General features: G+C 60.4%; 22 protein-coding genes. 10 read left to right on the top strand and 12 right to left on the bottom strand.

Features of this window, described 5'->3' with window-relative positions; translation table 11 throughout:
• Position 1: 1 nt before the first annotated feature.
• Positions 2-622: a thiamine phosphate synthase gene (locus CLV74_RS09925; RefSeq protein ID WP_106264097.1), complete on the bottom strand. Its 621-nt coding sequence runs from the start codon at positions 620-622 to the stop codon at positions 2-4.
• A gap of 125 nt (positions 623-747) precedes the next feature.
• Between CLV74_RS09925 and CLV74_RS09920 the strand changes: the two genes are divergently transcribed.
• On the top strand, positions 748-1491 hold the full coding sequence (locus tag CLV74_RS09920; RefSeq protein WP_106264095.1) for an RNA methyltransferase: 744 nt from the start codon (positions 748-750) through the stop codon (positions 1489-1491).
• 116 nt (positions 1492-1607) lie between these two features.
• Here the strand turns inward: CLV74_RS09920 and CLV74_RS09915 are convergent, their stop codons facing one another.
• Both CLV74_RS09915 and CLV74_RS09910 read right to left on the bottom strand, forming a co-directional pair.
• A complete protein-coding gene (locus tag CLV74_RS09915; RefSeq protein ID WP_106264093.1) occupies positions 1608-2447 on the bottom strand; it encodes an inositol monophosphatase family protein in 840 nt (279 codons plus the stop codon).
• Between the two features lie 168 nt (positions 2448-2615).
• Positions 2616-4961, bottom strand: a complete 2346-nt coding sequence (locus CLV74_RS09910; protein WP_106264091.1) for a Tex family protein — start codon at positions 4959-4961, stop codon at positions 2616-2618.
• A 171-nt stretch (positions 4962-5132) separates the two neighbouring features.
• Here CLV74_RS09910 and CLV74_RS09905 point away from each other — a divergent pair, with 171 nt between their 5' ends.
• Positions 5133-5894, top strand: coding sequence for a hypothetical protein (locus tag CLV74_RS09905; protein ID WP_146134924.1), 762 nt, complete (start codon positions 5133-5135; stop codon positions 5892-5894).
• Between the two features lie 172 nt (positions 5895-6066).
• Here CLV74_RS09905 and CLV74_RS09900 read toward each other — a convergent pair whose 3' ends face one another.
• The 3 genes from CLV74_RS09900 to CLV74_RS09890 are packed head-to-tail and all read right to left on the bottom strand — an operon-like array spanning position 6067 to position 9424.
• Positions 6067-7044 (bottom strand): glucokinase, encoded by a 978-nt coding sequence (locus CLV74_RS09900; RefSeq protein ID WP_106264087.1) that lies wholly within the window; start codon positions 7042-7044, stop codon positions 6067-6069.
• A 21-nt stretch (positions 7045-7065) separates the two neighbouring features.
• Positions 7066-8391 (bottom strand): GH1 family beta-glucosidase, encoded by a 1326-nt coding sequence (locus CLV74_RS09895; RefSeq protein WP_106264085.1) that lies wholly within the window; start codon positions 8389-8391, stop codon positions 7066-7068.
• Positions 8392-8395: 4 nt separating this feature from the next.
• Complete coding sequence (locus CLV74_RS09890) at positions 8396-9424, bottom strand: LacI family DNA-binding transcriptional regulator (RefSeq protein ID WP_106264083.1); 1029 nt, start codon at positions 9422-9424, stop codon at positions 8396-8398.
• A gap of 245 nt (positions 9425-9669) precedes the next feature.
• On the opposite strand from CLV74_RS09890, the gene CLV74_RS09885 reads away from it, so the two are divergent.
• The 5 genes from CLV74_RS09885 (at position 9670) to CLV74_RS09865 (ending at position 16055) form a co-directional block, all read left to right on the top strand.
• Positions 9670-11022: an ABC transporter substrate-binding protein gene (locus CLV74_RS09885; protein ID WP_106264081.1), complete on the top strand. Its 1353-nt coding sequence runs from the start codon at positions 9670-9672 to the stop codon at positions 11020-11022.
• Between the two features lie 109 nt (positions 11023-11131).
• Complete coding sequence (locus tag CLV74_RS09880; RefSeq protein ID WP_106264079.1) at positions 11132-12112, top strand: carbohydrate ABC transporter permease; 981 nt, start codon at positions 11132-11134, stop codon at positions 12110-12112.
• Between the two features lie 10 nt (positions 12113-12122).
• Positions 12123-13259, top strand: a complete 1137-nt coding sequence (locus CLV74_RS09875; protein ID WP_106264077.1) for a carbohydrate ABC transporter permease — start codon at positions 12123-12125, stop codon at positions 13257-13259.
• 23 nt (positions 13260-13282) lie between these two features.
• Positions 13283-14941, top strand: a complete 1659-nt coding sequence (locus CLV74_RS09870; protein ID WP_245888504.1) for an alpha-glucosidase — start codon at positions 13283-13285, stop codon at positions 14939-14941.
• Positions 14942-14957: 16 nt separating this feature from the next.
• Positions 14958-16055: an ABC transporter ATP-binding protein gene (locus CLV74_RS09865; protein WP_106264074.1), complete on the top strand. Its 1098-nt coding sequence runs from the start codon at positions 14958-14960 to the stop codon at positions 16053-16055.
• A gap of 54 nt (positions 16056-16109) precedes the next feature.
• On the opposite strand, the gene CLV74_RS09860 is transcribed toward CLV74_RS09865, so the two are convergent.
• From CLV74_RS09860 to CLV74_RS09845, 4 genes are read right to left on the bottom strand one after another with little or no spacing between them, the layout of a single operon-like run.
• Positions 16110-16340: an N-(5'-phosphoribosyl)anthranilate isomerase gene (locus CLV74_RS09860; protein ID WP_106264072.1), complete on the bottom strand. Its 231-nt coding sequence runs from the start codon at positions 16338-16340 to the stop codon at positions 16110-16112.
• Between the two features lie 35 nt (positions 16341-16375).
• Positions 16376-17341 carry a methyltetrahydrofolate cobalamin methyltransferase gene (locus tag CLV74_RS09855; RefSeq protein WP_106264070.1) on the bottom strand — a complete coding sequence of 322 codons (966 nt, stop codon included), beginning with the start codon at positions 17339-17341 and terminating at the stop codon, positions 16376-16378.
• Positions 17342-17350: 9 nt separating this feature from the next.
• A complete protein-coding gene (locus CLV74_RS09850; protein ID WP_106264251.1) occupies positions 17351-18274 on the bottom strand; it encodes a methylenetetrahydrofolate reductase in 924 nt (307 codons plus the stop codon).
• A 29-nt stretch (positions 18275-18303) separates the two neighbouring features.
• Positions 18304-18600, bottom strand: coding sequence for a virulence factor (locus CLV74_RS09845; RefSeq protein WP_106264068.1), 297 nt, complete (start codon positions 18598-18600; stop codon positions 18304-18306).
• Positions 18601-18829: 229 nt separating this feature from the next.
• Between CLV74_RS09845 and CLV74_RS09840 the strand changes: the two genes are divergently transcribed.
• The 3 genes from CLV74_RS09840 to CLV74_RS09830 are packed head-to-tail and all read left to right on the top strand — an operon-like array spanning position 18830 to position 21247.
• On the top strand, positions 18830-19951 hold the full coding sequence (locus tag CLV74_RS09840) for a Ppx/GppA phosphatase family protein (RefSeq protein ID WP_106264249.1): 1122 nt from the start codon (positions 18830-18832) through the stop codon (positions 19949-19951).
• Entirely contained in the window at positions 19948-20691 is a 744-nt protein-coding gene (locus tag CLV74_RS09835; RefSeq protein ID WP_106264066.1) for an RlmE family RNA methyltransferase, read from the top strand. Before CLV74_RS09840 ends, CLV74_RS09835 begins: the two co-directional genes overlap by 4 nt.
• Positions 20684-21247, top strand: coding sequence for a pyridoxamine 5'-phosphate oxidase family protein (locus CLV74_RS09830; protein WP_170108014.1), 564 nt, complete (start codon positions 20684-20686; stop codon positions 21245-21247). The genes CLV74_RS09835 and CLV74_RS09830 overlap by 8 nt, the downstream gene beginning before the upstream one ends.
• Here the strand turns inward: CLV74_RS09830 and CLV74_RS09825 are convergent.
• Complete coding sequence (locus tag CLV74_RS09825) at positions 21244-21465, bottom strand: hypothetical protein (RefSeq protein WP_106264062.1); 222 nt, start codon at positions 21463-21465, stop codon at positions 21244-21246. The genes CLV74_RS09830 and CLV74_RS09825 overlap by 4 nt on opposite strands.
• Positions 21462-22028, bottom strand: a complete 567-nt coding sequence (locus tag CLV74_RS09820; protein WP_106264060.1) for an RNA polymerase sigma factor — start codon at positions 22026-22028, stop codon at positions 21462-21464. Before CLV74_RS09820 ends, CLV74_RS09825 begins: the two co-directional genes overlap by 4 nt.
• Positions 22029-22160: the final 132 nt, after the last annotated feature.

Below are 22160 nucleotides of genomic sequence, written 5' to 3'. Positions count from 1 at the left end.
GTTACTGCATCGCCTTGGCAAAGGCGACAAGGGCCGCGCCCGCGTCTTCGGTTTTCCAGATTTCCGAACCAAGGCCAAAGAAGTCGGTGACCGGCGCCAAAGCACGGACCAGATCCATGGTCAGTGCGCCTTCGGCCACGACGGGCAACTCGATCATCTGGCTCCACCATTCGAACAGCTCATGCTCGGCAATGGACCCATCGCCAAGGGTGCTGCTGCCAACGGGGCCAAAAGACACGTAATCCGCGCCCGATTCCCCTGCGTTCATCCCGTCATGACGGGAATCGCCGCAGAAACTGCCGACAATCGCATCCTCGCCCAACTGTTTGCGGGCCGCGCGCACCGAACGGGCGCCATCGGTCAGGTGAACCCCGTCCAGCCCCAGACGCTCGGCCAGCAGCACGTGGCGGTCAATTACCAGCGCGATATCGCGGGCGTGGGTGATTTCCCGCAGGGCATCGGCACTGCGCAGAATGGTATCCTCATCCGAGGTCGCAAGGGCCAGACGCACACAGGCCACTTCGGTACTGTCCAGAACCCGCGCCATCTCCTCGGGGAATTCGCGGAAATCGAACTCGGGCGGCGTGATCAGGTAGATTTGCGGATGCTCTGCGTCTGCCATGTCTTTGGCTCCTCTAACGGCTTTCGCCTCCTTTAACGTGGTTTGAAGCGTTTGACCATCGGTCCGCTTGCCCCACAAGGGCAGGGCAGGTAAAGGGGCGCCAGCCGCTGAAACAGGAGACGCAGATGCCCACGGATACCCCACAGCCGAACTTCGTGCTGGTCCGCCCCCAGATGGGCGAGAACATCGGGGCCGCGGCGCGTGCCATGTGGAACTTCGGTCTGGACCGGATGCGCATCGTCGCGCCCCGCGATGGTTGGCCGAACCAGCGCGCGGTGGCCATGGCCAGCGGCGCAGGCCGCCTCCTGGATGAGGCCGTCCTGACACCGGACCTGCCCACCGCCCTTGACGACTGCGCCTTCACCTTCGCCACCACCGCCCGTCCGCGCGGCCTCACAAAGCCGGTCTATACCCCCGAAGAGGCGATGAAAGAGGCCCACGCCCGCGTGCAAGCCGGTGAAAAAGTCGCCGTCATGTTCGGCCCCGAACGGGCAGGGCTGGAGAATGAAGATATCGCCAAAGCCAACGCGATCATCTCGGTGCCTGTGAACCCAGAATTTGCCTCGCTCAATCTTGGCCAATGCGTGCTTCTATGCGCCTACGAATGGCGCCGTGCTGCCCATGCGGCCACGCCGATGGAATACGAACTGGCAGGTACCGACTGGGCCAGCGCGATTGAGGTTGAAAAGCTCTCGGAACACTATGAGGATCGCCTCTCCGACGCAGGCTTCTTCTTCCCTGAAGAAAAAGCCGACAGCATGAAGACGAACCTCCGCAACCTCTGGAGCCGCATGCCCCTGACCCGCGCCGATGTGCAAACCCTGCACGGGGTCCTGCGCCAGATGGTCCGCTGGAAAGAACGCGGCTAACAGCCCCACAGCATCCCATTAAGTCGCAGCCCCACAGGCTTCTTCTCGATACAAATACTCAAAGACAAAGGCCCGCCATAACAGCGGGCCTTTTGACTTCCTTATTGCCAAAATACTCAAACCCCGAAGATCGTGGTCTTCAACGGCTCGGCCAAGGCGTTCCAACTGTCCCGATCTTTGGCCACCAGAAGGTTGCCCGTGGTCATGGTCGGGCGATAAGGGGTGCCGTCCAGCATCTTCAGGTAACCACCCGCCTCACGGGCGATCAACGCGCCAGCGGCGTGGTCCCAAGGGTTCAGGTTGCCGGTCAGCATGAAATCCGCGCCCCCTTGGGCAAACAGGCGGTATTCGTGGCAGGCGCAGCGCAGGGACGAATGGCGGTAGATCGTCTTCGAGAAATCCAGCAGCGCATCTTTTTGCGTGCGGTCAAACAGGGTCGGGGGCCAATAGCCCGTCATCTCTTCAACCGGCACTGCCGCGCCAACCGACAGGCGCCGCGCCGCGCCGTCTGATTTGCGGAACCACGCGCCGCTGCCAGCTTCGGCCGCAACCCAATCGTCGCCCAAAGGATCATAGAGCAGCCCGAAAACCGTCTCGCCATTGGCGACCACCGCCAGAATGACCCCGAACATGCCAAGGCCATTGGCGTAGTTCCACGTCCCGTCAATCGGATCGATAATGACCGACAAAGGCGCATCGCGCAGGGTATCAACGTTGATCACCCCTTCGGACACCGCCTCTTCCCCCAGCACTAAAGCCTCGGGGAAAATCTCGCGGGCCGCAGCGGTCAGCGCCCGCTCTGAGGCGCGGTCTGCCTTGGTTACCAGATCCTGCGCGTGGGTCTTGATCTCGACCTCGCTGTCATCCAATGCGCGAAAATAGGGAAGGATTTCGGATTTCGCCGTGCGGCGGGCGGCGTCTATCAGGGCGTCAATCTGCGAGGTGCTCAGGCTCACGTGGTCTCCAATGCGTCAGTGTTTTTGGGCCCGCGCAGGGCCAGTCAATCAAGGGCCAATAAAGCGCGAGGGGCAGGCGTCGGGCAAGAAAGGAATTCCCGCCCGACGTCTCATTCCAGCAATACGCACCTTGCGAAACAGCCCTGTGACAGGCCAAGCGGCAAGGGCTTATTTTTTGTTGAACATTGCCGCCAAAGCATCCGACATCGCATTGCCGCCGCTGTCGCTCTGGGGCGCACCGCCACCACGCGGCGGACGACCGCCTCCTTGCGGACCACGGGGACCAGCCCCGCGCGGTGCATTCCCGCCACGGGGACCATTGCCCCGATCACTACGCTCTTCCTTGGCCGAGGCGCCTCCGTCCTTGCGCATGGTCAGGCCGATCCGGTTGCGGGGCACGTCCACCTCGGTCACGGTCACACGTACAACATCGCCGGCTTTCACCACCTCATGGGGGTCTTTGACAAAGCGGTCGGCAAGCTGGCTGACGTGAACCAGACCATCCTGATGCACGCCGATGTCCACAAAGGCCCCGAAGGCCGCCACGTTGGTGACGGTGCCTTCCAGAACCATGCCGGTCTTGAGGTCCTTGATCGTCTCGATCCCTTCGGCAAAGGTCGCGGTCTTGAAATCAGGCCGCGGGTCGCGACCGGGCTTTTCCAGTTCCGACAGAATGTCTTGCACGGTTGGCAGGCCAAACGTCTCGGTCACGTAGTCCGAGGCCGATAGGCGACGCAGGGGCGCGGGATCCTTCATCAACTCGCGTAGGTCACGGCCACAGGATTTCACGATCTTGCGGGCCACGGCGTAGGCTTCCGGGTGGACCGAGCTTGCGTCCAGAGGCTCTGTCCCGCCATTGATCCGCAAAAAGCCTGCGCATTGCTCAAAAGTGCGCTCGCCAAGGCGCGGCACCTCTTTCAGCGCCTTACGGCTGGTAAAGGCTCCGTTTGTGTCGCGGTGCAGCACGATCGCCTCGGCCAGTCCCGGCCCAAGGCCCGACACTCGCGCCAGAAGCGGCGCAGAGGCCGAGTTCAGGTCCACGCCAACCGCGTTCACCGCATCCTCGACAACCCCGTCCAGCGCCTTGGCCAAACGGCTCTGGTCCACGTCATGCTGGTACTGGCCGACGCCAATGGATTTGGGTTCGATCTTCACCAGTTCCGCCAGCGGGTCCTGCAAACGCCGCGCAATGGACACAGCGCCCCGCAAGGACACGTCAAGATCAGGGAATTCCCGTGCCGCCAAAGCGCTGGCCGAATAGACCGATGCACCCGCCTCGCTGACCACGATCTTGGTGGGTTTTGGCGCAGGCATGTCCTTCAGCAGATCAGCGACCATCTTTTCGGTCTCGCGGCTGGCGGTGCCGTTGCCGATGGCAATCAGCTGCGCATCATGCTTGCGGATCATCGCTCCCAGCATCGCCTGCGCCCCGCGCAGATCATTCTTGGGCTGGAACGGAAACAGCGTCGCCGTGTCCAGCAGCTTGCCCGTGGCATCCACAACCGCCAGCTTGACGCCGGTTCGAATGCCCGGATCAAGGCCGATAGTGGTCTTGGCACCGGCAGGGGCAGCCAGCAGAAGGTCTTTGAGGTTCCGCGCAAAGACGTGGATCGCCTCTTCTTCGGCCCGCTTGCGCAGATCGCTCATCAAATCGATGGTGATCGACAGCTTCAGTTTCACCCGCCAGCACCAGCCCGCCACATCGTTCAGGAACTTGTCGCCGGGCTTGGAGCCTGACACCTCCAGCGCCGCCTTCAGAACGCGCAAGGGCGCCTCGGCATCCACAGTTTCCGGCAATTCCAGATCGGTGGTCAGAAAGCCCTCGTTCGCCCCGCGCATCATCGCCAAAGCACGGTGCGACGGCACCTTCCCGTAAGGCTCCGAATGGGCGAAATAGTCCGAGAACTTGGCCCCGTCCTTTTCCTTCCCCTCTACCATGCGTGAAACCAGATGCGCCTCACGGGCCATCAATTCGCGCAGACGGCCCAAGATATCGGCCTGTTCTGCCAGCTCTTCGGTCAGAATATCCCGCGCCCCGTTTAGCGCCGCCTTCACGTCCGCAACCTCGGCATTCAGATAGCCTTCTGCCAGAACCGCAGGCTCAGCCGAACGATCATTCTGGATCGCACGTGCCAGCGGCTCCAAGCCGTTCTCACGGGCAATCATCGCGCGGGTCCGGCGCTTGGGCTTATAGGGCAGGTAGATATCTTCCAGCGCCGCCTTGGTGTCCGCCTGCATGATCGCCACGGTCAATCCATCGGTCAGCTTGCCCTGTTCCTGAATACTCTTCAGAACCGTCTCGCGCCGCGCTTCCAACTCGCGCAGGTAAACCACCCGATCCGCCAGATCCCGCAGCTGGGTATCATCCAGCCCGCCCGTTGCCTCTTTCCGGTAGCGGGCAATAAACGGCACGGTCGCGCCCCCATCCAGCAACTCGATGGCCGAGGCCACCTGACTGGGAGAGGCGTTGATCTCTTTGGCGATACGGGCGGGGATCTTGGCTGTCAGGTCCATCTCGGTCCTTCTTGTCTGTCAGGCCCTTCCGAATACGCCAGCCTCAAACCGCTGCCAAGTCACTTCCCCCGAAACCATGACCGGCAAAGGCAGTTTCTCGCTCTTCTATGGATGAGCTGCCTGAAAATACGTAAAAAATTCTAACTGGTTTGAAACAAGAAGGCCGTCGTTTTGAAGAGGATCGTAAAGTTCACAGTTCTCGCCGCCTTAAGCGTACTTCCCCTCTCCGCCGCTGCTGACAAAGCCCCTTGGGAAAAACCCCGCCCCGCAGGCATGACAGCTGCGCACGATAAAATGGCCGCTGATGCGATTAAATTCGTCAATAAAATCGGCATCCGGAACTTCGGCAATGACCCCCACAAGACCGAATGGGATTGGAAGAACGGGCGGCGCAGCGTTGAGCCGGTCAGCAACTTGACAACAGGAACGCTGCAAAAGATGGCGATTGGCAACTACAAGATTTATAAGGATAATCCCAATCTTGATGCCTGGTCGATCGGCTATTATGCACCGGATGGCACATTCTATGACTGTTACCGCAAGAAAAGCGGGCGTGGCTTTGAAGCTCAAAATCCCTACCACATCATCCCCGCATTTACGGGCGCTGCGGGCCTTGCGGTTGGGAAAAGCCCGAAATATGGCTGGCCGGTAATTTATGATCCAGCCTCAGGTATTTTGACTCATTTTGGTCTTCGTCGCGGAAAGTGGTATAGTTACACCTCCTGGTTCCAGGAAGAATATCCCGCAGTAGCAGCTGAATACTGCCCGAACCTGCCGCGAAAAGACAAGATCAACACAGAGCAGCGTGGCCATACACTGGCGGAAATCGCGCAGAATGCGCGCCCGATCCGCGGCCTGCCGGTTCCCTTCATGAGCGATCCTAAAGATCCCCTGACCGCAGAAATGCTCTGGTGGGCCTATCCGCCGAAGTAAGCCGGTCCACACACTCAAATCCGGCTTCTTTATTGCAAAAATACTCAAAATCCCGCCATCGAAGCAGGTAAAGCAAAAACAAATAAGGCGCAGGAATTCCCGCGCCTTACAGCTTCTTCTTGAACTAAATACTCACCTCTGGACGGCCGCCAATCCGGCCACGCTCAAACGATCAGTGCGGACGCTGCAACAGGTCTTGGACGTGCGATGCGCAGCCGGTCAGCGCCGCATAATCATCCTCGACCATCCAGATGCCGAACTGGTCCACAAAGTCCCCGAACCGCCCCAGATCGCGGAAGCTCTCTTCAAAGCCCATCGATCCCAGCAATGGCGCAAAAGCCCGCGCCACGCCGCCGATCAGATAGATGCCGCCAAAGGGCAGCAGGGTCAGGGCCAGATTGCCACAGACGCTGCCCATGATCTGGACAAAGTGCCGCGCGGTCTCGGTCGCCAGCGGGTCCCAGCCATCCTCGACCCGCTTCATGATCTCGGCCGGATCAAGGATCTGCTTGTTGCCAGCCTCGGACGAGAGCCACTCGTAAACCCGCGACACGCCGCGGCCCGACATGACCTCTTCGACGGACGGGAAGCCATAGTTCGCCTCGATATACTGGCTCAGGCGCAGGTTCTCGGGGCTGCGGACGGCCAGCAAGGGATGGCCTGCCTCGGCGGGGGGAACCAGCGTGCCTGCCGCGCTGTGATAGACGGGGGCGATATTCATGCCGGTTCCGATGCCCACGATCAGCATCGCCGCCTGCGGGCTGGCCTCATGGCCTTTGCGCAGACAGGTCTTGGCTTCATCCTTCAGGAAGGGCAGTGCGTGCCCCTGCGCCTGCATGTCGTTCAGCGTCGCGATCACATTCGCGCCAGTGGCTTTGGCCAGATCGTCCTTGTCGAATACCCACGACAGGTTCGTCATCTCGACCCGCCCGTCACGGACGGGGCCTGCGGCGGCCACACAGCAAGCTTCGGGCTTTGCGTCGGGATGTGCGGCCAGAAACCGTTCCAGCAGAGGCGGGAAATTTGGCTCGCCCGCGTTCTTAAAGCGGGTGATGGTGTCGTGCAGGATCTCGGTCCCCCGCGCCAGAGCGATGCGGGTGTTGGTGCCGCCAATGTCTGCGACGATACTCAGCGGGGCCGTCTGGTCCATTCTATCCATCCTCGGGTTGGCTTATCGTGATAGCGCTAACTTGAGGGCGTCATAAGACGCTTTGGGGGTCCGCTTCAAGGTGTCAAAATCCACATGCACCAGCCCGAACCGCTTTTCATAGCCCAAGGACCACTCATAGTTGTCCAGAAGCGACCAGCAGAAATACCCTTGCACGTTTGCGCCTTCATCGATGGCGCGGCGCACCTCGGCGATATGGGCGTTCAGATAGTCGATGCGCGGCTGGTCGGGCACTGCGCCTGACACCAGCATATCGCCATTCGCCATCCCGTTTTCGGTGATCAGGATCGGCAGATCGCCCGCGTATTCCTTGGCGGTGCGCATGATGAAATCATGCAGGCCTTGGGGGTAAATTTCCCAGCCCATCTGGGTTTGCGGCAAGGGGCCGACACCTTCGCGCAGCGAAGGCCAGGCGGCCTCGGGATCGGCGCTGATCCGTTTGCAGGTGTAGTAGTTCAGACCCACCCAATCCAGCGGCTGGCCGATGGTGGCAAAATCGTCCTGCCAGTTCGCGGGCAGATGAGGCTCTAGCCCCTCTAGCACCAGTTCGGGATAGCTGCGTTGAAAGATGCCCTGCAGAAAGAAGCGATTGTAATAGGCGTCATAGCGGGCGGCGGCGGCAAAGTCGTCGCGGCTGGAAGAGGCGGGCAGGGCGGCCTCCATGTTGAAGACCCCGCCCAGATTGGTCATGCCCATGTCACGCATAACCTCGATCGCGCGGCCGTGGGATTTCAGGACATGGTGCATGGCGCGGGCGGTGGCGCGGATGTCGCGCATGCCGGGCGCGTGGATGCCTAGAAAGTGGCTAAGCCACGTGACGCACCACGGCTCATTGATCGGGGCAACACTGTGCATCCGGTCACCGATGCGCCCCATGATGACGTGGGTAAAGTCAGCGAACCATTCGGGCATGTCCGCATTGCGCCAGCCTCCTTGATCGGCCAGCGCTTGGGGCAGTTCCCAATGATAGAGGGTCGCGCAGGGTCTCAATCCCCGTTCCAGCATCGCGTCGGTCAGGCGGTCGTAGAAATCCAAGCCCTCTGCGTTCGGGGTGCCGCGTCCTTCAGGCAGAACCCGCGCCCAACTGGTGGAAAAGCGGTAGGCGTCAAAGCCCGCCGCCTGCATCAGGTCCAGATCTTCTTCGTAACGGTGATAGTGATCGCAGGCAGTCGCGCCGGTTTCGGCGCGGACAACATTGCCGGGTGTGGCGGCAAAGCTGTCCCAGTGGGTCGGGCCTGCGCCGCCAAAGGCGTGGCCTTCGATCTGGTAGGACGAGGTTGCCGCCCCGAACAGGAAACCTGCGGGAAAGTCGGAACGTTTGAAATTCATCGGATTACTCCTGCGGGGCGGGGCCGGTCGAGCCCCCCACGATCAAGGCAGCCTCAAGCAGATGGTTCGTCGGCGGGCTGCCGGGGTTTTCAATCTGGTGGATCAGCATATCTGCGGACAAGCGCCCCGCTTGCCTGACCGAGGACCGGATCGCCGTGTAAATCGGGATATCCTCGCCGTTGCGCAGGTACGACAGGTCATCGTCAAAGGTGATGACCGACACATCGCGTCCCACCTTCAGTCCCGCTTCGTCCAAGGCGCGGCGCACGCCCAAGGTGCTGATATAGCTGGACACCACAACGGCCGTCGGATGCACCGGATGGCTGAGGATGTCCTTCATAGCGCGGTAGCCGTTAATCTCGGTCATCTCGCCCGCGTAGTGCCACGTTGGATCGGATGTCAGGCCCGCGCGGAACATTGCGGCCTCATAGCCGTGCAGACGGCGGTGGGCAAAGTCCATATGCTCAAGCCCGTTGATGATCCCGATCCTGCTGTGGCCTAGCGAGATCAGAAAGTCCGTCGCACGCTCGAACGCGCGGACGTTGTTCACATCCACCCATGAATAGGGCGTCTTGCAGTCGCTGGCCCGTCCGTGAACCACGAAGGGCAGCGCAAGGTCTGCCAGAAAGGGAATGCGTGGATCATCCATCAAGGGGCCGTGGACGATGACACCGTCCACTTTGCCTTGGGACTTCATCTCTACGTAGATTTCTTCCTCGCGGCGGTCTTCGACGATGGTCAGCTGCATGTCGTAGCCGGCGGCGGAATACCGTTCCCCCGCGCCAGCGATGAAATCTGCAAACACGGGGTTCACCATTTCATGCTGCGTCGACAGGGGGATAACGTGCCCTATCGTCCTGCTGTGACCGCGGGCCAGACGCTGTGCGCCGATGTTGGGCTGGTAGCCATAGCGACGGGCGGCTTGCTGAACCCGCAGGCGCGTGGCCTCGGCCACTTCGGGGTAACCGTTCAACGCGCGGCTGACCGTCGTCTGGGACAGTCCCAGCGTTTCCGAAAGTTGCTTGAGGTTCATCGTTCAGGGCCTTCAAAGCGGTTTGAGTTTTGGCACCCTAAAGTCAAATCCTGCCCACGTCAAAGAAACAATTAAGCTGCGGGTGCAATGCTGCGTATGCGCGAAATCCCTTGTGAATTTGATATTTGAGGGGCGTTGTGATAAAGAGGATTGACTTAAGCTGGGTCGTGCAGCACGTTTGCGCCACCCAAAGCGCTTTGAAATTACGGATTCGAAGCGACTTTGAGCTTCTTGGGAGGATGCTTATGAAAAATGTACTATTCGCCGGCGCTGCTGTGTCGGCCATGTTTGCTGGTCAAGCTGGCGCGCAGGATCTGATGTTCCCCGTGGGTGAGGGAGATTTCCACTGGGACAGCTATCAGGCCTTCGCTGACGCCAATGATCTGACCGGTCAGACTATCTCGATCACCGGCGCATGGACTGGCAACGAAAAGGAACGCGTTGAGGCAGTTCTGGATTATTTCGAAGCCGCAACCGGCGCGACCGTTGAGTATTCGGGTTCGGACAGCTTTGAGCAGGACATCGTGATCTCGGCCGAGGCCGGATCGGCCCCGAACCTTGCCGCCTTCCCGCAGCCCGGTCTGGCAGCGGACATGGCCAAGAAGGGTCTGCTGACCCCGCTGGCCGAAGGCACTGGCGATTGGGTGAAGGACAACTTTGCCGCCGGTCAGTCCTGGGTTGATCTGGGCACCTATGCGGACAAGGACGGTAACGACCAGCTTTATGGTTTCTTCTACCGCGTTGACCTGAAGTCGCTGGTCTGGTTCGTGCCCGAAGCCTTCGAAGAGGCAGGCTATGAGATCCCCACTACGATGGAAGACCTCAAGGCGCTGACCCAGCAGATCGTCGATGATGGCGGCACCCCTTGGTGTATCGGTCTGGGTTCTGGTGCGGCCACCGGCTGGCCCGCAACCGACTGGGTCGAGGACCTGATGCTGCGCACCCAGCCCCCGTCGGTCTATGACCAGTGGGTCAAGAACGAGATCCCCTTCGATGATCCGGCAGTGCTTGGCGCGATCAATGAATTCGGCTGGTTCGCCCGCACCGAAGGTTACGCTGATGGCGGCCCCGAGGCCGTGGCCAGCACCGATTTCCGTGACAGCCCCACCGGTCTCTTCTCGCTGCCGCCCAAGTGCTACATGCACCGTCAGGCATCGTTCATCCCCGCCTTCTTCCCCGAAGGCACCACTGTGGGCGAGGACGTGGATTTCTTCTACTTCCCCAGCTACGCGGACAAAGATCTGGGTAACCCCGTTCTGGGTGCAGGCGCGCTGTTCGCCGTCACCAACCCCAGCGAAGCAACCAACGTCTTCCTTGAGTTCATGAAGCTGCCGATCGCGCATGAAGCATGGATGGCTCAGGGCGGCTTCCTGACCGCACATGCTGGCGTCAACACCGCGCTCTATAACACCGATAGCGAGCGCGCGATGGGCGAGATCCTGCAAAACGCGACCACCTTCCGCTTTGACGGTTCGGACCTGATGCCCGGCGAGATCGGCGCAGGTGCGTTCTGGACCGGCATGGTGGACTACACCACTGGCAAAGACGCAGGCGAAGTCGCTGCTGCGATCCAGAGCCGCTGGAACGAAATCAAGTAAGACCGTTCCAAACCCATGCTCCCGCGCGCTCATAAGCGCGGGAGTTCAAACTCGCGGCCCGCGTCAGTGTGGGCCGCACTCTTTCAGCCTTAATCCGGGAGACAGACCAATGGGTCCGCTCATGCAGGGTGTGCTGACGATCCTGATCGGGGTCTTTGGCTGCGTCGGCTACTTTTACTTTTCCAATCTGGTTCTGGATCGGCTGATTTTTCCGGCCCGCAACGATGACGCCGGGCGCAATATCAACCGCGCCAATGCCGTCCGTCCTTGGCTGTTTCTGGCCCCCGCGCTGTTCGCCCTGTGCCTCTATCTGGTCTATCCGGTGGTGGGCAGCTTCTGGCGGTCCATGTATGACCGGTCGGGTGATGTGTTTGTGGGGATGCAGAACTACAAGAACCTGTCTGTCGATCCCGAATTCCGCAGCGCGGTCTTCAACAACTTTCTCTGGGTGCTGATTGTGCCTGCGATGGCCACCTTTCTTGGTCTAGTGATCGCGCAGCTGACTGACAAGCTGAAGTGGGGCGGTATCGCCAAATCCCTGATCTTCATGCCGATGGCCATCAGCTTTGTCGGTGCCTCGCTGATCTGGAAGTTCGTCTATTCCAACGATCCCAACATCGGGATGCTGAACGCCATTCGCATCTTCTTTGGCGCGGACAGCCCGATTGACCCGCTACAGGTGCCGTTCTGGAACAACGTGTTCCTGATGGTCATCCTGATCTGGATTCAGACTGGCTTTGCCATGGTGATCCTCTCGGCCGCCCTGCGCGGTATCCCCGAAGAGACCATAGAGGCCGCCATTCTGGACGGTGCCAACCCGTTCCAGATTTTCTTCAAAATTCAGGTGCCTCAGATCATGGGGACCATTCTGGTGGTCTGGACCACCATCACCATCCTTGTGCTGAAGGTCTTTGACATCGTCTACACCATGACGGGCGGCAACTTTGGCACCCAGATCCTGCCCAGTTACATGATGGAATACATGTTCCGCGACGATGGCCGAGCCACGGCTGTGGCGCTGGTGATCATGGTTCTGGTACTGCCGGTGATGATCTGGAACATCGCGCAAGCGCGCAAAGAAATGCGCTGAGGGGGAGAACATGGAGAATATCGCCGGACATAAATCCGCCCTCACATGGGTCACCCGCATCACCGTGTTGATCCTTGTGGTGCTGTGGCTCATTCCGACCGTGGGCCTGTTTGTATCATCCTTCCGGGACCGCGATGACATCTCGGCCAGCCCGTGGTGGCAGGCACCGTTCCCCGCCGAGCAGACCTTCGGCACCCGCGTTGCGGGCGAAGCGGTGCAAGAGGGCGGGGCGTTCGTCCTGACCGGCTCGATCTATGAGGGCAGCGATGCGCAAGTGGGCGCAAAGGTTGTAGCTTTCGGGATCAGCCGTTCTGATCCCACTGGGATCACAGCGGGCGAGAGCGTAGACCTCAAAGGTGGCGGCACCCTGACCGTCAACGGTGATGGCACCTTTGAGATGCGCACCCCCGAGGCCCCCAGCGCCAAAGGCCAGCGCGTTTACTTCGCCGCGGCCGTGCCGCCGGAATTCACCACCGGCAACTATGAGCGTGTGCTCTATTCCAACGGGATGGCGCAGGCCTTTATCAACACCTTTACCGTGACGATCCCCTCGACCGTGATCCCGATCCTCATCGCAGCCTTCGCCGCCTACGCCTTGGCGTGGATGGAGTTTCCGGGCCGTGGCTTCCTGATCGCGGGCATCGTTGGTCTGCTGGTCGTACCGTTGCAGCTGGCTCTGGTGCCGCTGTTGCGCCTGCACAATGACATTGGCATCGGTCAAAGCTTTGTCGGCATCTGGCTAGCCCATACGGGCTTTGGTCTGCCGCTGGCGATCTACCTTTTGCGCAACTACATGGTGGGCTTGCCCAAGGACATCATCGAAGGCGCGAAGGTAGACGGGGCGACGGATTTCCAGATTTTCACCCGCATCGTGCTACCGCTCAGCTTTCCGGCGCTGGCTTCATTCGCGATCTTCCAGTTCCTGTGGACGTGGAACGATCTGCTGGTGGCTAAGGTCTTCTTGCCTTCGGATAGCGAAAGCTGGGTAATGACCCGCAAGATCGCCGATGACCTTCTGGGATCGCGCGGCGGTGACTGGGGTATTCTGGCGACGGCGGCCTTTGTGTCGATCGCAGTACCCATCGCGGTTTTCTTCCTGATGCAACGCTATCTGGTGCGCGGCCTGCTGGCTGGCTCGGTAAAATAATTCCTCATTCCTTGAGACGACCTATGAAAGACGAAACACACATGGCACCCCATCTGACCAAAGCGGCAAACCCCGACTGGTGGCGCGGCGCCGTCATCTACCAGATTTATCCCCGCAGCTATCAGGACAGCAACGGCGACGGCATTGGCGACCTTCTGGGGATCGTGCAGCGCCTGCCGTATATCGCCTCGCTCGGGGTGGACGCGATCTGGATTTCGCCGTTCTTTATCTCGCCCATGAAGGATTTTGGTTACGACGTCAGCGACTATTGCGACGTGGATCCGATGTTCGGCACGCTGGCCGATTTCGACGCGGTAATCGAGACCGCGCACCAGTACGGTATCAAGGTGCTGATCGATCTGGTCATGTCGCACACCTCGGACCAGCACCCGTGGTTTGTGGAAAGCCGTGCCAGCCACGACAACGACAAAGCCGATTGGTACGTCTGGGCCGACCCGAAAGAGGATGGTACCCCGCCCAACAACTGGCTTTCAATCTTTGGTGGTCCGGCGTGGCAGTGGGATGCGCGGCGCGAACAGTACTATCTGCACAACTTCCTTGTCTCGCAACCGGACCTGAACTTCCACAATCCCGATGTGCAGGATGCGGTTCTGGCCGCAACGCGCTTTTGGCTAGAGCGGGGCGTGGATGGCTTCCGTCTGGACACGATCAACTTTTACTTCCACGACGCGCAGTTGCGCTCGAACCCGGCGCTGCCCAAGGCAGAACGCAACAGCACCATTGCGCCCTCGGTGAACCCCTATAACCACCAGCGCCACCTCTATTCCAAGAACCAGCCTGAAAACCTGGCCTTTCTGAAACGCTTCCGTTCGCTCTTGGATGAGTATCCGGGCGCGGCCGCCGTAGGCGAAGTGGGCGATGCGCAGCGCGGGCTTGAGATCATGGGCGAATACACCCGTGACGGCGAAGGTGTGCAGATGTGCTATGCCTTTGAGTTTCTGGAAAAAGACCCGCTGACCGCAGCAAAGATCGTCCGCGTGCTGAACCATGTGGATCAGGTCGCCGCTGATGGTTGGGCCTGTTGGGCGTTCTCGAACCATGACGTGGTGCGCCATGCGTCGCGCTGGGATCTGACGCCTGCGGCGCAGCGCCTTTATGCGTCGCTGCTGGCCAGTCTGCGCGGCTCGATCTGCCTCTATCAGGGCGAGGAACTGGGTCTGGCCGAGGCTGATGTGGCCTTTGAGGACCTGCAAGACCCCTACGGCATCGAGTTCTGGCCCGAGTTCAAAGGCCGCGATGGCTGCCGTACCCCGATGGTTTGGGATGGTGCGGCGCAGAACGGCGGCTTTTCTTCGGCGGCCCGTCCGTGGTTGCCTGTGTCGGGCGATCACCTGTCGAAAGCTGTGGCTGCACAAGAGAAAGACCCCACAGCCTTGCTGCACCATTACCGCCGTGTGATCGGCATGCGCCACGCCCATCTGGCGCTGGTCAAAGGCGCGCACAGCGATCTGATGGTCGAAGGTCAGGTCCTGTCGTTCAAACGCAGCTTTGAAGACGAAGTGATCTATTGCGCCTTCAACATGTCCGACACGCCGGCTACCATCGCAGCCCCCCAAGGGGAGTGGCACACCATCGGCACCGAGATCGGCAGCTGCGGTGTCGCCGAGGATGGCAAAATCCATCTGGGGCCGTGGCAGCCCAGTTTCTTGGTAAAGATGTAAAGGGGAGGGGGACGTTATGGCTGAACTGAAACTCACGGATGTGGCCAAGGCCTATGGTCCGGTCAAAGTTCTAAGCGACATCAATCTGGAGATTGAGCGCGGCGAGTTGATCGTCTTCGTCGGCCCTTCGGGCTGCGGAAAATCCACCCTGCTGCGGATGATCGCGGGACTTGAGAAAATCTCGGGCGGTGAGCTGCAGATTGATGGTCAGGTCGTCAATAACGTCCCGCCAGCACAGCGGGGCATCGCGATGGTGTTCCAGTCCTATGCGCTGTACCCGCATATGACTGTGCGTGAAAATATGTCCTTTGCCTTGAAGATCTCTGGCAAATCCAAGGACGAAATCAGTCAGGCCGTGAACCGCGCCGCCAAAATCTTGCAGTTAGAGCCATATCTGGACCGACTGCCCAAGGCCCTGTCCGGCGGTCAGCGTCAGCGGGTGGCGATCGGCCGCTCGATCGTGCGCGATCCCAAGGTCTATCTCTTCGATGAGCCGCTCTCGAACCTTGATGCGGCCTTGCGTGTCGCGACGCGGATCGAGATTGCGCAGCTGAAAGAGCAGATGCCCGACAGCACCATGATTTACGTGACCCACGATCAGGTGGAGGCTATGACACTGGCCAGCCGTATCGTGGTTCTGGCCGGTGGCGGGATCGCGCAGGTCGGCACGCCCTTGGAACTTTATGAACGGCCCGAGAATACCTTTGTGGCGCAATTCATTGGCTCGCCCCAGATGAACCTCTTGGCTGGTAAAGTCGTGGGCACCGGTGCCCAAACCCGCATCGCGCTGCCCGAAGGTCAGGGAACAATCCTGTCCAATGTGCCCACTCGCGACAGCGACATGGGCGCAGAGGTCGAGGTCGGCATCCGTCCCGAAGACATGATCCAGACTGGCGGTCCCGATTATGCCTATTCCGGTGTCGTCGAGATCAAAGAAGCTTTGGGTGAGGTCACGCTACTGTACTTCAAAAAGCAGCAGCCGGAGCATGATCCGGTCATCGCCAAGCTGCCCGGTATCCACACCGGTGTGCGTGGCAGAACCCTGAAGATGACCGCCGACCCGGCGAAAGTGCATCTGTTCCGGAACGGCCAGTCGCTGCTTTATCGTACATGATTTTCGCCGAAAATCATGATGCCAGAAAATTCTTCGGCGAAGAATTTTCGACCCTCAACAGATGATCTTTAAGGGGGCTGAATTGCAGATGATGATGAACTGCTCTTCGGCCTCTATCAGGTGATAGCCGCGGCGGCGCACTTCCAGTTCCAGCCTGCCGCGGCCGATCTCTCTTTCCACGGATAGAACGGAGCGGCGCACGATGCCGCCTTCTCGCGCCGATTTTGACGCGAAGATTTGATCGATCCAATCATCTACGGGGCGGAAACGCGAAAGGCTGGCCATAGGGCCAGCCTGCACATTTTTACGTAAAAATGTGGTTAACCGCGACGGCGGCCACCGCGACGACCACCGCGGGCACCGCCTGCTGCTTGGGCAGCTTGTGCGGCTTCTGCGAAGGTTGCACCTTCTTTGGTCGCTTCCAAGACCTTCGAGAAGTGGATCCAAGCACTGCCATTCGCGTCGTGGTTCATCAGCATGTTGGCCGCTTTGATGGCTTCCATTTCAACCTGACGTACAGGGTTCATGATCGCGCTGGTCATGCCTGCGCCGATGGCCATGGGCAAGAAGGCAGCATTGATGCCGTGGCGGTTGGGCAGGCCGAAGCTGATGTTCGACGCGCCGCAGGTGGTGTTGACGCCCAGTTCCTCGCGCAGGCGGCGGACCAGAGCAAACACCTGCTGGCCAGCGGTTGCCATGGCGCCGACGGGCATCACCAGCGGGTCGACGACGATGTCATAGGCGGGGATGCCGAAATCGGCGGCGCGCTCGACGATCTTCTTGGCGACGGCAAAGCGTACATCGGGGTCTTCCGAGATGCCGGTGTCGTCGTTCGAGATCGCTACAACGGGCACGTTGTACTTTTTGACCAGCGGTAGAACCAGTTCCAGACGATCTTCCTCGCCGGTGACCGAATTTAGCAGCGGGCGGCCTTCGGCGGCGGCCAGACCGGCCTCAAGCGCGGCAGGAACCGAGCTGTCGATACACAGCGGCGTGTCGGTCAGCCCCTGCACCAGCTGGATCATCTTGGTCATCAGCGGCGGTTCGGTCTCGTTCGGGTTGGGGTTCGAGTTGTAGACAACCCCCGCGTTGATATCGAGGACCATGGCCCCGCAAGCGACCTGTTCCAGCGCGTCTTTTTCAACGGTGCTGAAATCGCCTGCTTCCAACTCGGCCGCCAGCTTCTTGCGGCCGGTGGGGTTGATACGTTCGCCGATGACGCAGAAGGGCTCGTCAAAGCCGATGGTGACAGTCTTGGTTTTCGACTCGATGACAGTGCGGGTCATGGCTGGTCCTTAGTTCTGGTTTGCGGGCACGGAAGCGCGACCGCCGTTATCGATGGCCCACTGGGCATTGGTGGCAATGCCCCCCAGCGGGAAGAAATGCACATTGGTGATGTTGAAATCAGGGTTGGCGGCCTTGTGGGCGGCCAGATCTGCGATGACCTCATTGGGCTCGAACGGCAGCATCAGCTTGGTCACGTCTTTCGCACGCTTCTGCAGCACCTTCAGCGAGGGGCCGACGCCGCAGGCGATGGCGAATTTGATCATGGTTTGAAGCTTGGCAGGGCCGGCAATCCCGATGTGGATCGGTAGATCGACGCCTGCCGCTTTGATGCTGTCGGCCCATTGGATGATCGGCTTGGCTTCAAAGCAGAACTGGGTGGCCAGCGCCATCTTTGCGTCGGTGCGCTCGGCGAACGAGGCTTTCCAGCGCAGGGCGTCCATGACGTTCTTGTCGCCGCCGCTGGGGTCGATGTCCTTGTTGCCTTCGGGGTGACCGGCCACGTGTAGACGGGTGAAGCCCGCGCGATCGAAAAGGCCGGTTTCCATCAGCTGCATCGAGCTGTGGAACTCGCCCTTCGGCTCGGCCACACCGCCAGCCAGCAGCAGGGCCTGTTTGACGCCTGCATCGTTCTGGTAACGGCTGATCCACTCTTCCAGCATCGCCGCGTCCTTGATGATGCGGGCGGGGAAGTGGGGCATGACCTGAAAGCCGTCATCGGTCAGGCGGGCGGCGGTTTCGACCATATCTTCGATGGGGGTGCCATCGATGTGGGCGATATAAACGCGGGTGCCTTCGGGCAGCAGGTCGCGGAAGTTCTCAACCTTTGCCGCGGTGCGGGGCATCACCTCGATCGAGTGGTCCTGAAGGAAAGCCTCGACCTGCGGATTTACACCGGTGGTTTCTTCGCGCTTGCGGAAATTCAACAGAGCCATGGCGGCCTCCCAAACCTTGCGGGGCGTGCTCACGCACGGCCTCCGTTCTCAATCAGGGCCTTGATGCGCTCCTGATCGAATTCCTCAACCAACCGGGCCGCCTCGGCCTCGGCAAGGGTCTGGGGATCGCCTTCGCGGGTGTCCACAACCGCTTTGCGCCATTCGGCCAGATAGTCGTCGGTTCCGTCCGCGCCCGATTTCATGGCGGCGCGGTCGATGGCCTGTTCGAAACGCTCTGGCAACTGCACTTTTGCGCCGCGGCGGCCTTTTCCGACGATGACCTGGGCCGGAATATCGCGCCAGTAAACGATGGTGATGTCAGGCATTGCGATTCCCTTTTCCCTATAGGTTCGTTCTAGAACGCCCGTTTGCGTCGCCTTGGTCGAATTTCGACACTCTCAAACGTGACTGCGACGCGATCCTATATCGAAGGGCGGAAAGGGGCCACGGCTGCGCCCGTGAAAGTTTCGCATCATGAACATGTGTCGCACATGTGCTTGCGTATCGGGCAGCCAATGACTACCCTGAAGGTAACACGAAATGGAGGGCGTAAAGATGACGCCCAAGCGTCCCGTTCGCGCGGGCGCACTCCCGAAACCGGTCGAGAGCGCCGAGCGCGCATCGCCCGATCCGAACGCGCTGTATGCTGCCTTGGATTTGGGCACAAATAGCTGCCGGATGCTGATTGCCAGACCAAATGGCGCTCAGTTCACGGTGGTCGACAGCTTTTCAAAGTCCGTCCAGTTGGGCGAGGGTTTGGAAAGTACTGGTTGCCTCAGCCGGGCCGCCATGCACAGAACTGTGCAGGCCCTAAAGGTATGCCAAAGCAAACTGAAACGGCACAAGGTCACCAAGATGCGTCTGGTGGCTACCGAGGCTTGCCGCCGTGCACACAACGCCCGCCAGTTCTTGCAACAGGCACGGCGCGAGACTGGCTTGCAGTTGGAAATCATCACGCCTGAAGAAGAGGCGCGTCTGGCCGTGGTATCCTGCGCGCCGCTGGTGAGTGCGCGCACCCAGCAGTTGTTGGTGGTGGATATCGGCGGCGGCTCGACCGAGCTGGTGTGGATTGATCTGGCGCAGGTGCCGCGCCGCGAACGCTCGCGGGCGATCATGCGGCTGCATCAGGGGTTCACCCCGCGTGGCCCGCGCCTGCGCTATCCGCCGGCCAAGGTGGTGGACTGGATCAGCGTGCCTTTGGGCGTTGCCACCCTGCGTGAACAGTTTTCCGACGTCGAGGATGACTCGGCCCGTTTTGCCTTGATGAGTTGGTTCTTCGAAGAGAACCTGGCCGAGTTCGCCCCCTACGCCCGTGAACAGGCGCGGCAGGGGTTCCAGATTGTCGGCACCAGCGGCACCGTCACCACCGTGGCTGCCAGTCATCTAGGGCTAAAGCGCTATGACCGGACCAAGGTGGACGGGTTGCGCATGAACTCGGACCAGATCAACAAGGTAATCGACAATTATCTGGCGCTGGGGCCGGACGGGCGCCGCAAGGACCCGCGCATCGGCAATGACCGCCAGACCCTGATCATGTCAGGGGCCGCTATTTTGCAGGCGCTGCTGCGCTGTTGGCCGACGGACCGCCTTTCGGTGGCGGATCGGGGCCTGCGCGAGGGGCTGCTTTATGCTCAGATGAGCGCTGACGGCGTTCTCAAGGACAGTGAAACCGTATGAAGAAGAAAACCACCAAGAATACCTCGGGCCGCGGCCAGCGTGATCTGACGGTCAAAGTGAAAACCGCCCGCGGGCGCACCACCAGTCAGCAGCGCTGGTTGCAGCGCCAGTTGAACGATCCGTATGTGAAGCGCGCCAAGGACGAAGGCTATCGGGGCCGTGCGGCCTTCAAGATCATGGAGCTGGACGACAAGTTCCGCTTTCTGGTGCCCGGTGCCCGCGTGGTGGACCTTGGCTGTGCGCCGGGGGGCTGGTGTCAGGTGGCTGTTCCCCGCGTGAATGCCTTGGGCGAAAAGAAGGGCAAGGCGATCGGCACCATTCTGGGCGTAGACCTGCAAGAAGTGGAACCCATCGCGGGCGCGGAAATCCACCAGTTGGACTTCTTGGAAGATGACGCGGATGAAAAGGTTAAGGAATGGCTAGGCGGCACCGCGAATGTGGTTATGTCGGATATGGCGGCGGCCTCTAGCGGTCATAAGCAGACCGACCACCTGCGCATTATCGCCTTGTGCGAAGCTGCGGCCTATTTCGCCTTTGACGTCCTAGAACCGGGCGGCACCTTTGTGGCTAAAGTTCTGGCGGGCGGCGCGGAGGGTGATCTGCAAAAGATCCTGAAGCAGCGCTTTACCAAAGTGGTGAACATCAAGCCGCCGTCGTCCCGCGCTGACAGTTCCGAGAAATTCGTGGTGGCCACCGGCTATCGCGGCGATCCCAATGCGGAGAGCGATGACGATGAATGATAGCGCGACCCCTGACCTGCATTCGTTTCTGGCCCTTGGCTGGGATCGGCTGCGGGCAGGGGTTGCCGAGCCCACGGCGGCAGCGCGAACCATGACGCTGGCGACCACGGGGCTCTCGGGTTGGCCCCAAGCGCGAACAGTGGTGTTGCGCGGGGCCGATCAGGCGTCTGGCCTTTTGACCGTTCACACCGATGGTGCATCGGAAAAGGTTGCAGAAATCCGGATGGACCAACGGGCAAGCTTGCTGGTCTGGGACGATGAGGAAAACCTGCAAATCCGCCTGCGGGTCGAGGTTGAAGAACGTCCCCGAAAATATCTGGCCAAACTCTGGGAGCGTATTCCCGAAAGCGCCCGCCGCGTCTATGGCGGCGCACCCTATCCGGGCTACGCCATCGCCTCGCCGCAGGACCATCATAGCGAAGGGGACTTTGGCCGCTTTGCAGTGCTGGACTGCGCGGTGGTTGAGGTCGAGCTGCTGCGGATCACGCCCATCCGCCACTATCGGGCGGTCTATCGGGTGTCCGAGGGGTTCAAAGGCACTTGGCTGGCCCCTTAATCATCGTCTCCGAAGGTGGCATGGGCCACGCGGTCGAAAGACACGGGGTTTTTCACCAGTCGCAAGGGGCGCGGCTCTAGGGGCGCCAGTTTTCCACGCCAGAACGCGACCTTTTCGCGGAAGAGACCGGCCTTTGCCAGATCTTCTTCGGCTTTACGGCTTTCGTCCGAGGGCAAAGTCCCCATCACAAAGCCAAAGGCGCGTTCGTCGGGTGTCATGCGGCTTGTGCCTCCATCAAAGTGTCGCGCAGGTTGCTGCCTGCAGTTGCTATATCTTTACGAACGGCTGAAACCGTAGAATTGTAGAGTGACGCGAGGTCCTCTAGCGAAATTCCGTACACAAATCGCGCCACGATCATCTCTGCCGCGCGGACGGGCAGGCCGCGCAAGGCAAGGTTCAAGCGGCCTACCTGATAGTGGCGCAGCTGCTGTTCCTTGGCGTTCAGATGCGGGTCGGCGTCCCAACCGATGTTCTTGCCGTAAAAGGGCTGATCGCCGCACTCTTCGCGCAGGATTTCGATCGCCAGCAGACGGGCGCGGGTTTGCAGCCAATGCTCGGACGAGCAGACCGTTGGATCAAAGCTTTTCGCCTCGCGCCAGATGCGGGGCATCAGTTCCAGATAGGCCAGTTCGGCGCAATCCTTGTCTTCCAGCATATGTAGGAGGATCGAATACAGCCGATCCCCCCGCGCTTTGTGCAGTTGCTTGAGGGCCGAACGATCCCGTCCGCAGATGCGGCGCAGAAGCGCGGCGATGTCGTGTTCCAGAAACTCGGTGGTCATTTTGTGTGCCTCTCCGTGCAGACCTGTTTGACCAAACGGATAGGAATACGTCCCTTTTAGGGGTGCATGGGTACTTTTCGGACATTTTTACACCCGTGAGATAGTATGTGTGGGGTGCATCTTTGCTAGGTT

Origin of the sequence: Donghicola tyrosinivorans (genome assembly GCF_003003355.1) — a bacterium.
Taxonomy (GTDB): Bacteria; Pseudomonadota; Alphaproteobacteria; order Rhodobacterales; family Rhodobacteraceae; genus Donghicola; species Donghicola tyrosinivorans.
The sequence above is the reverse complement of the archived record's forward strand: the minus strand, read 5'-3'. Positions and strand labels throughout refer to the sequence as shown.

Excerpts from the sequence above, each read along its gene's own strand:
- CLV74_RS09880 (WP_106264079.1), top strand. The coding sequence starts at position 11,132 with ATGGGTCCGCTCATGCAGGGTGTGCTGACGATCCTGATCGGGGTCTTT.
- CLV74_RS09835 (WP_106264066.1), top strand. The coding sequence starts at position 19,948 with ATGAAGAAGAAAACCACCAAGAATACCTCGGGCCGCGGCCAGCGTGAT.
- CLV74_RS09865 (WP_106264074.1), top strand. The coding sequence starts at position 14,958 with ATGGCTGAACTGAAACTCACGGATGTGGCCAAGGCCTATGGTCCGGTC.
- CLV74_RS09870 (WP_245888504.1), top strand. The coding sequence starts at position 13,283 with ATGAAAGACGAAACACACATGGCACCCCATCTGACCAAAGCGGCAAAC.
- CLV74_RS09910 (WP_106264091.1), bottom strand. The coding sequence starts at position 4,961 with ATGGACCTGACAGCCAAGATCCCCGCCCGTATCGCCAAAGAGATCAAC.
- CLV74_RS09925 (WP_106264097.1), bottom strand. The coding sequence starts at position 622 with ATGGCAGACGCAGAGCATCCGCAAATCTACCTGATCACGCCGCCCGAG.
- CLV74_RS09840 (WP_106264249.1), top strand. The coding sequence starts at position 18,830 with ATGACGCCCAAGCGTCCCGTTCGCGCGGGCGCACTCCCGAAACCGGTC.
- CLV74_RS09885 (WP_106264081.1), top strand. The coding sequence starts at position 9,670 with ATGAAAAATGTACTATTCGCCGGCGCTGCTGTGTCGGCCATGTTTGCT.
- CLV74_RS09900 (WP_106264087.1), bottom strand. The coding sequence starts at position 7,044 with ATGGACCAGACGGCCCCGCTGAGTATCGTCGCAGACATTGGCGGCACC.
- CLV74_RS09875 (WP_106264077.1), top strand. The coding sequence starts at position 12,123 with ATGGAGAATATCGCCGGACATAAATCCGCCCTCACATGGGTCACCCGC.
- CLV74_RS09830 (WP_170108014.1), top strand. The coding sequence starts at position 20,684 with ATGAATGATAGCGCGACCCCTGACCTGCATTCGTTTCTGGCCCTTGGC.
- CLV74_RS09825 (WP_106264062.1), bottom strand. The coding sequence starts at position 21,465 with ATGACACCCGACGAACGCGCCTTTGGCTTTGTGATGGGGACTTTGCCC.
- CLV74_RS09860 (WP_106264072.1), bottom strand. The coding sequence starts at position 16,340 with ATGGCCAGCCTTTCGCGTTTCCGCCCCGTAGATGATTGGATCGATCAA.
- CLV74_RS09920 (WP_106264095.1), top strand. The coding sequence starts at position 748 with ATGCCCACGGATACCCCACAGCCGAACTTCGTGCTGGTCCGCCCCCAG.
- CLV74_RS09845 (WP_106264068.1), bottom strand. The coding sequence starts at position 18,600 with ATGCCTGACATCACCATCGTTTACTGGCGCGATATTCCGGCCCAGGTC.
- CLV74_RS09890 (WP_106264083.1), bottom strand. The coding sequence starts at position 9,424 with ATGAACCTCAAGCAACTTTCGGAAACGCTGGGACTGTCCCAGACGACG.
- CLV74_RS09855 (WP_106264070.1), bottom strand. The coding sequence starts at position 17,341 with ATGACCCGCACTGTCATCGAGTCGAAAACCAAGACTGTCACCATCGGC.
- CLV74_RS09850 (WP_106264251.1), bottom strand. The coding sequence starts at position 18,274 with ATGGCTCTGTTGAATTTCCGCAAGCGCGAAGAAACCACCGGTGTAAAT.
- CLV74_RS09895 (WP_106264085.1), bottom strand. The coding sequence starts at position 8,391 with ATGAATTTCAAACGTTCCGACTTTCCCGCAGGTTTCCTGTTCGGGGCG.
- CLV74_RS09820 (WP_106264060.1), bottom strand. The coding sequence starts at position 22,028 with ATGACCACCGAGTTTCTGGAACACGACATCGCCGCGCTTCTGCGCCGC.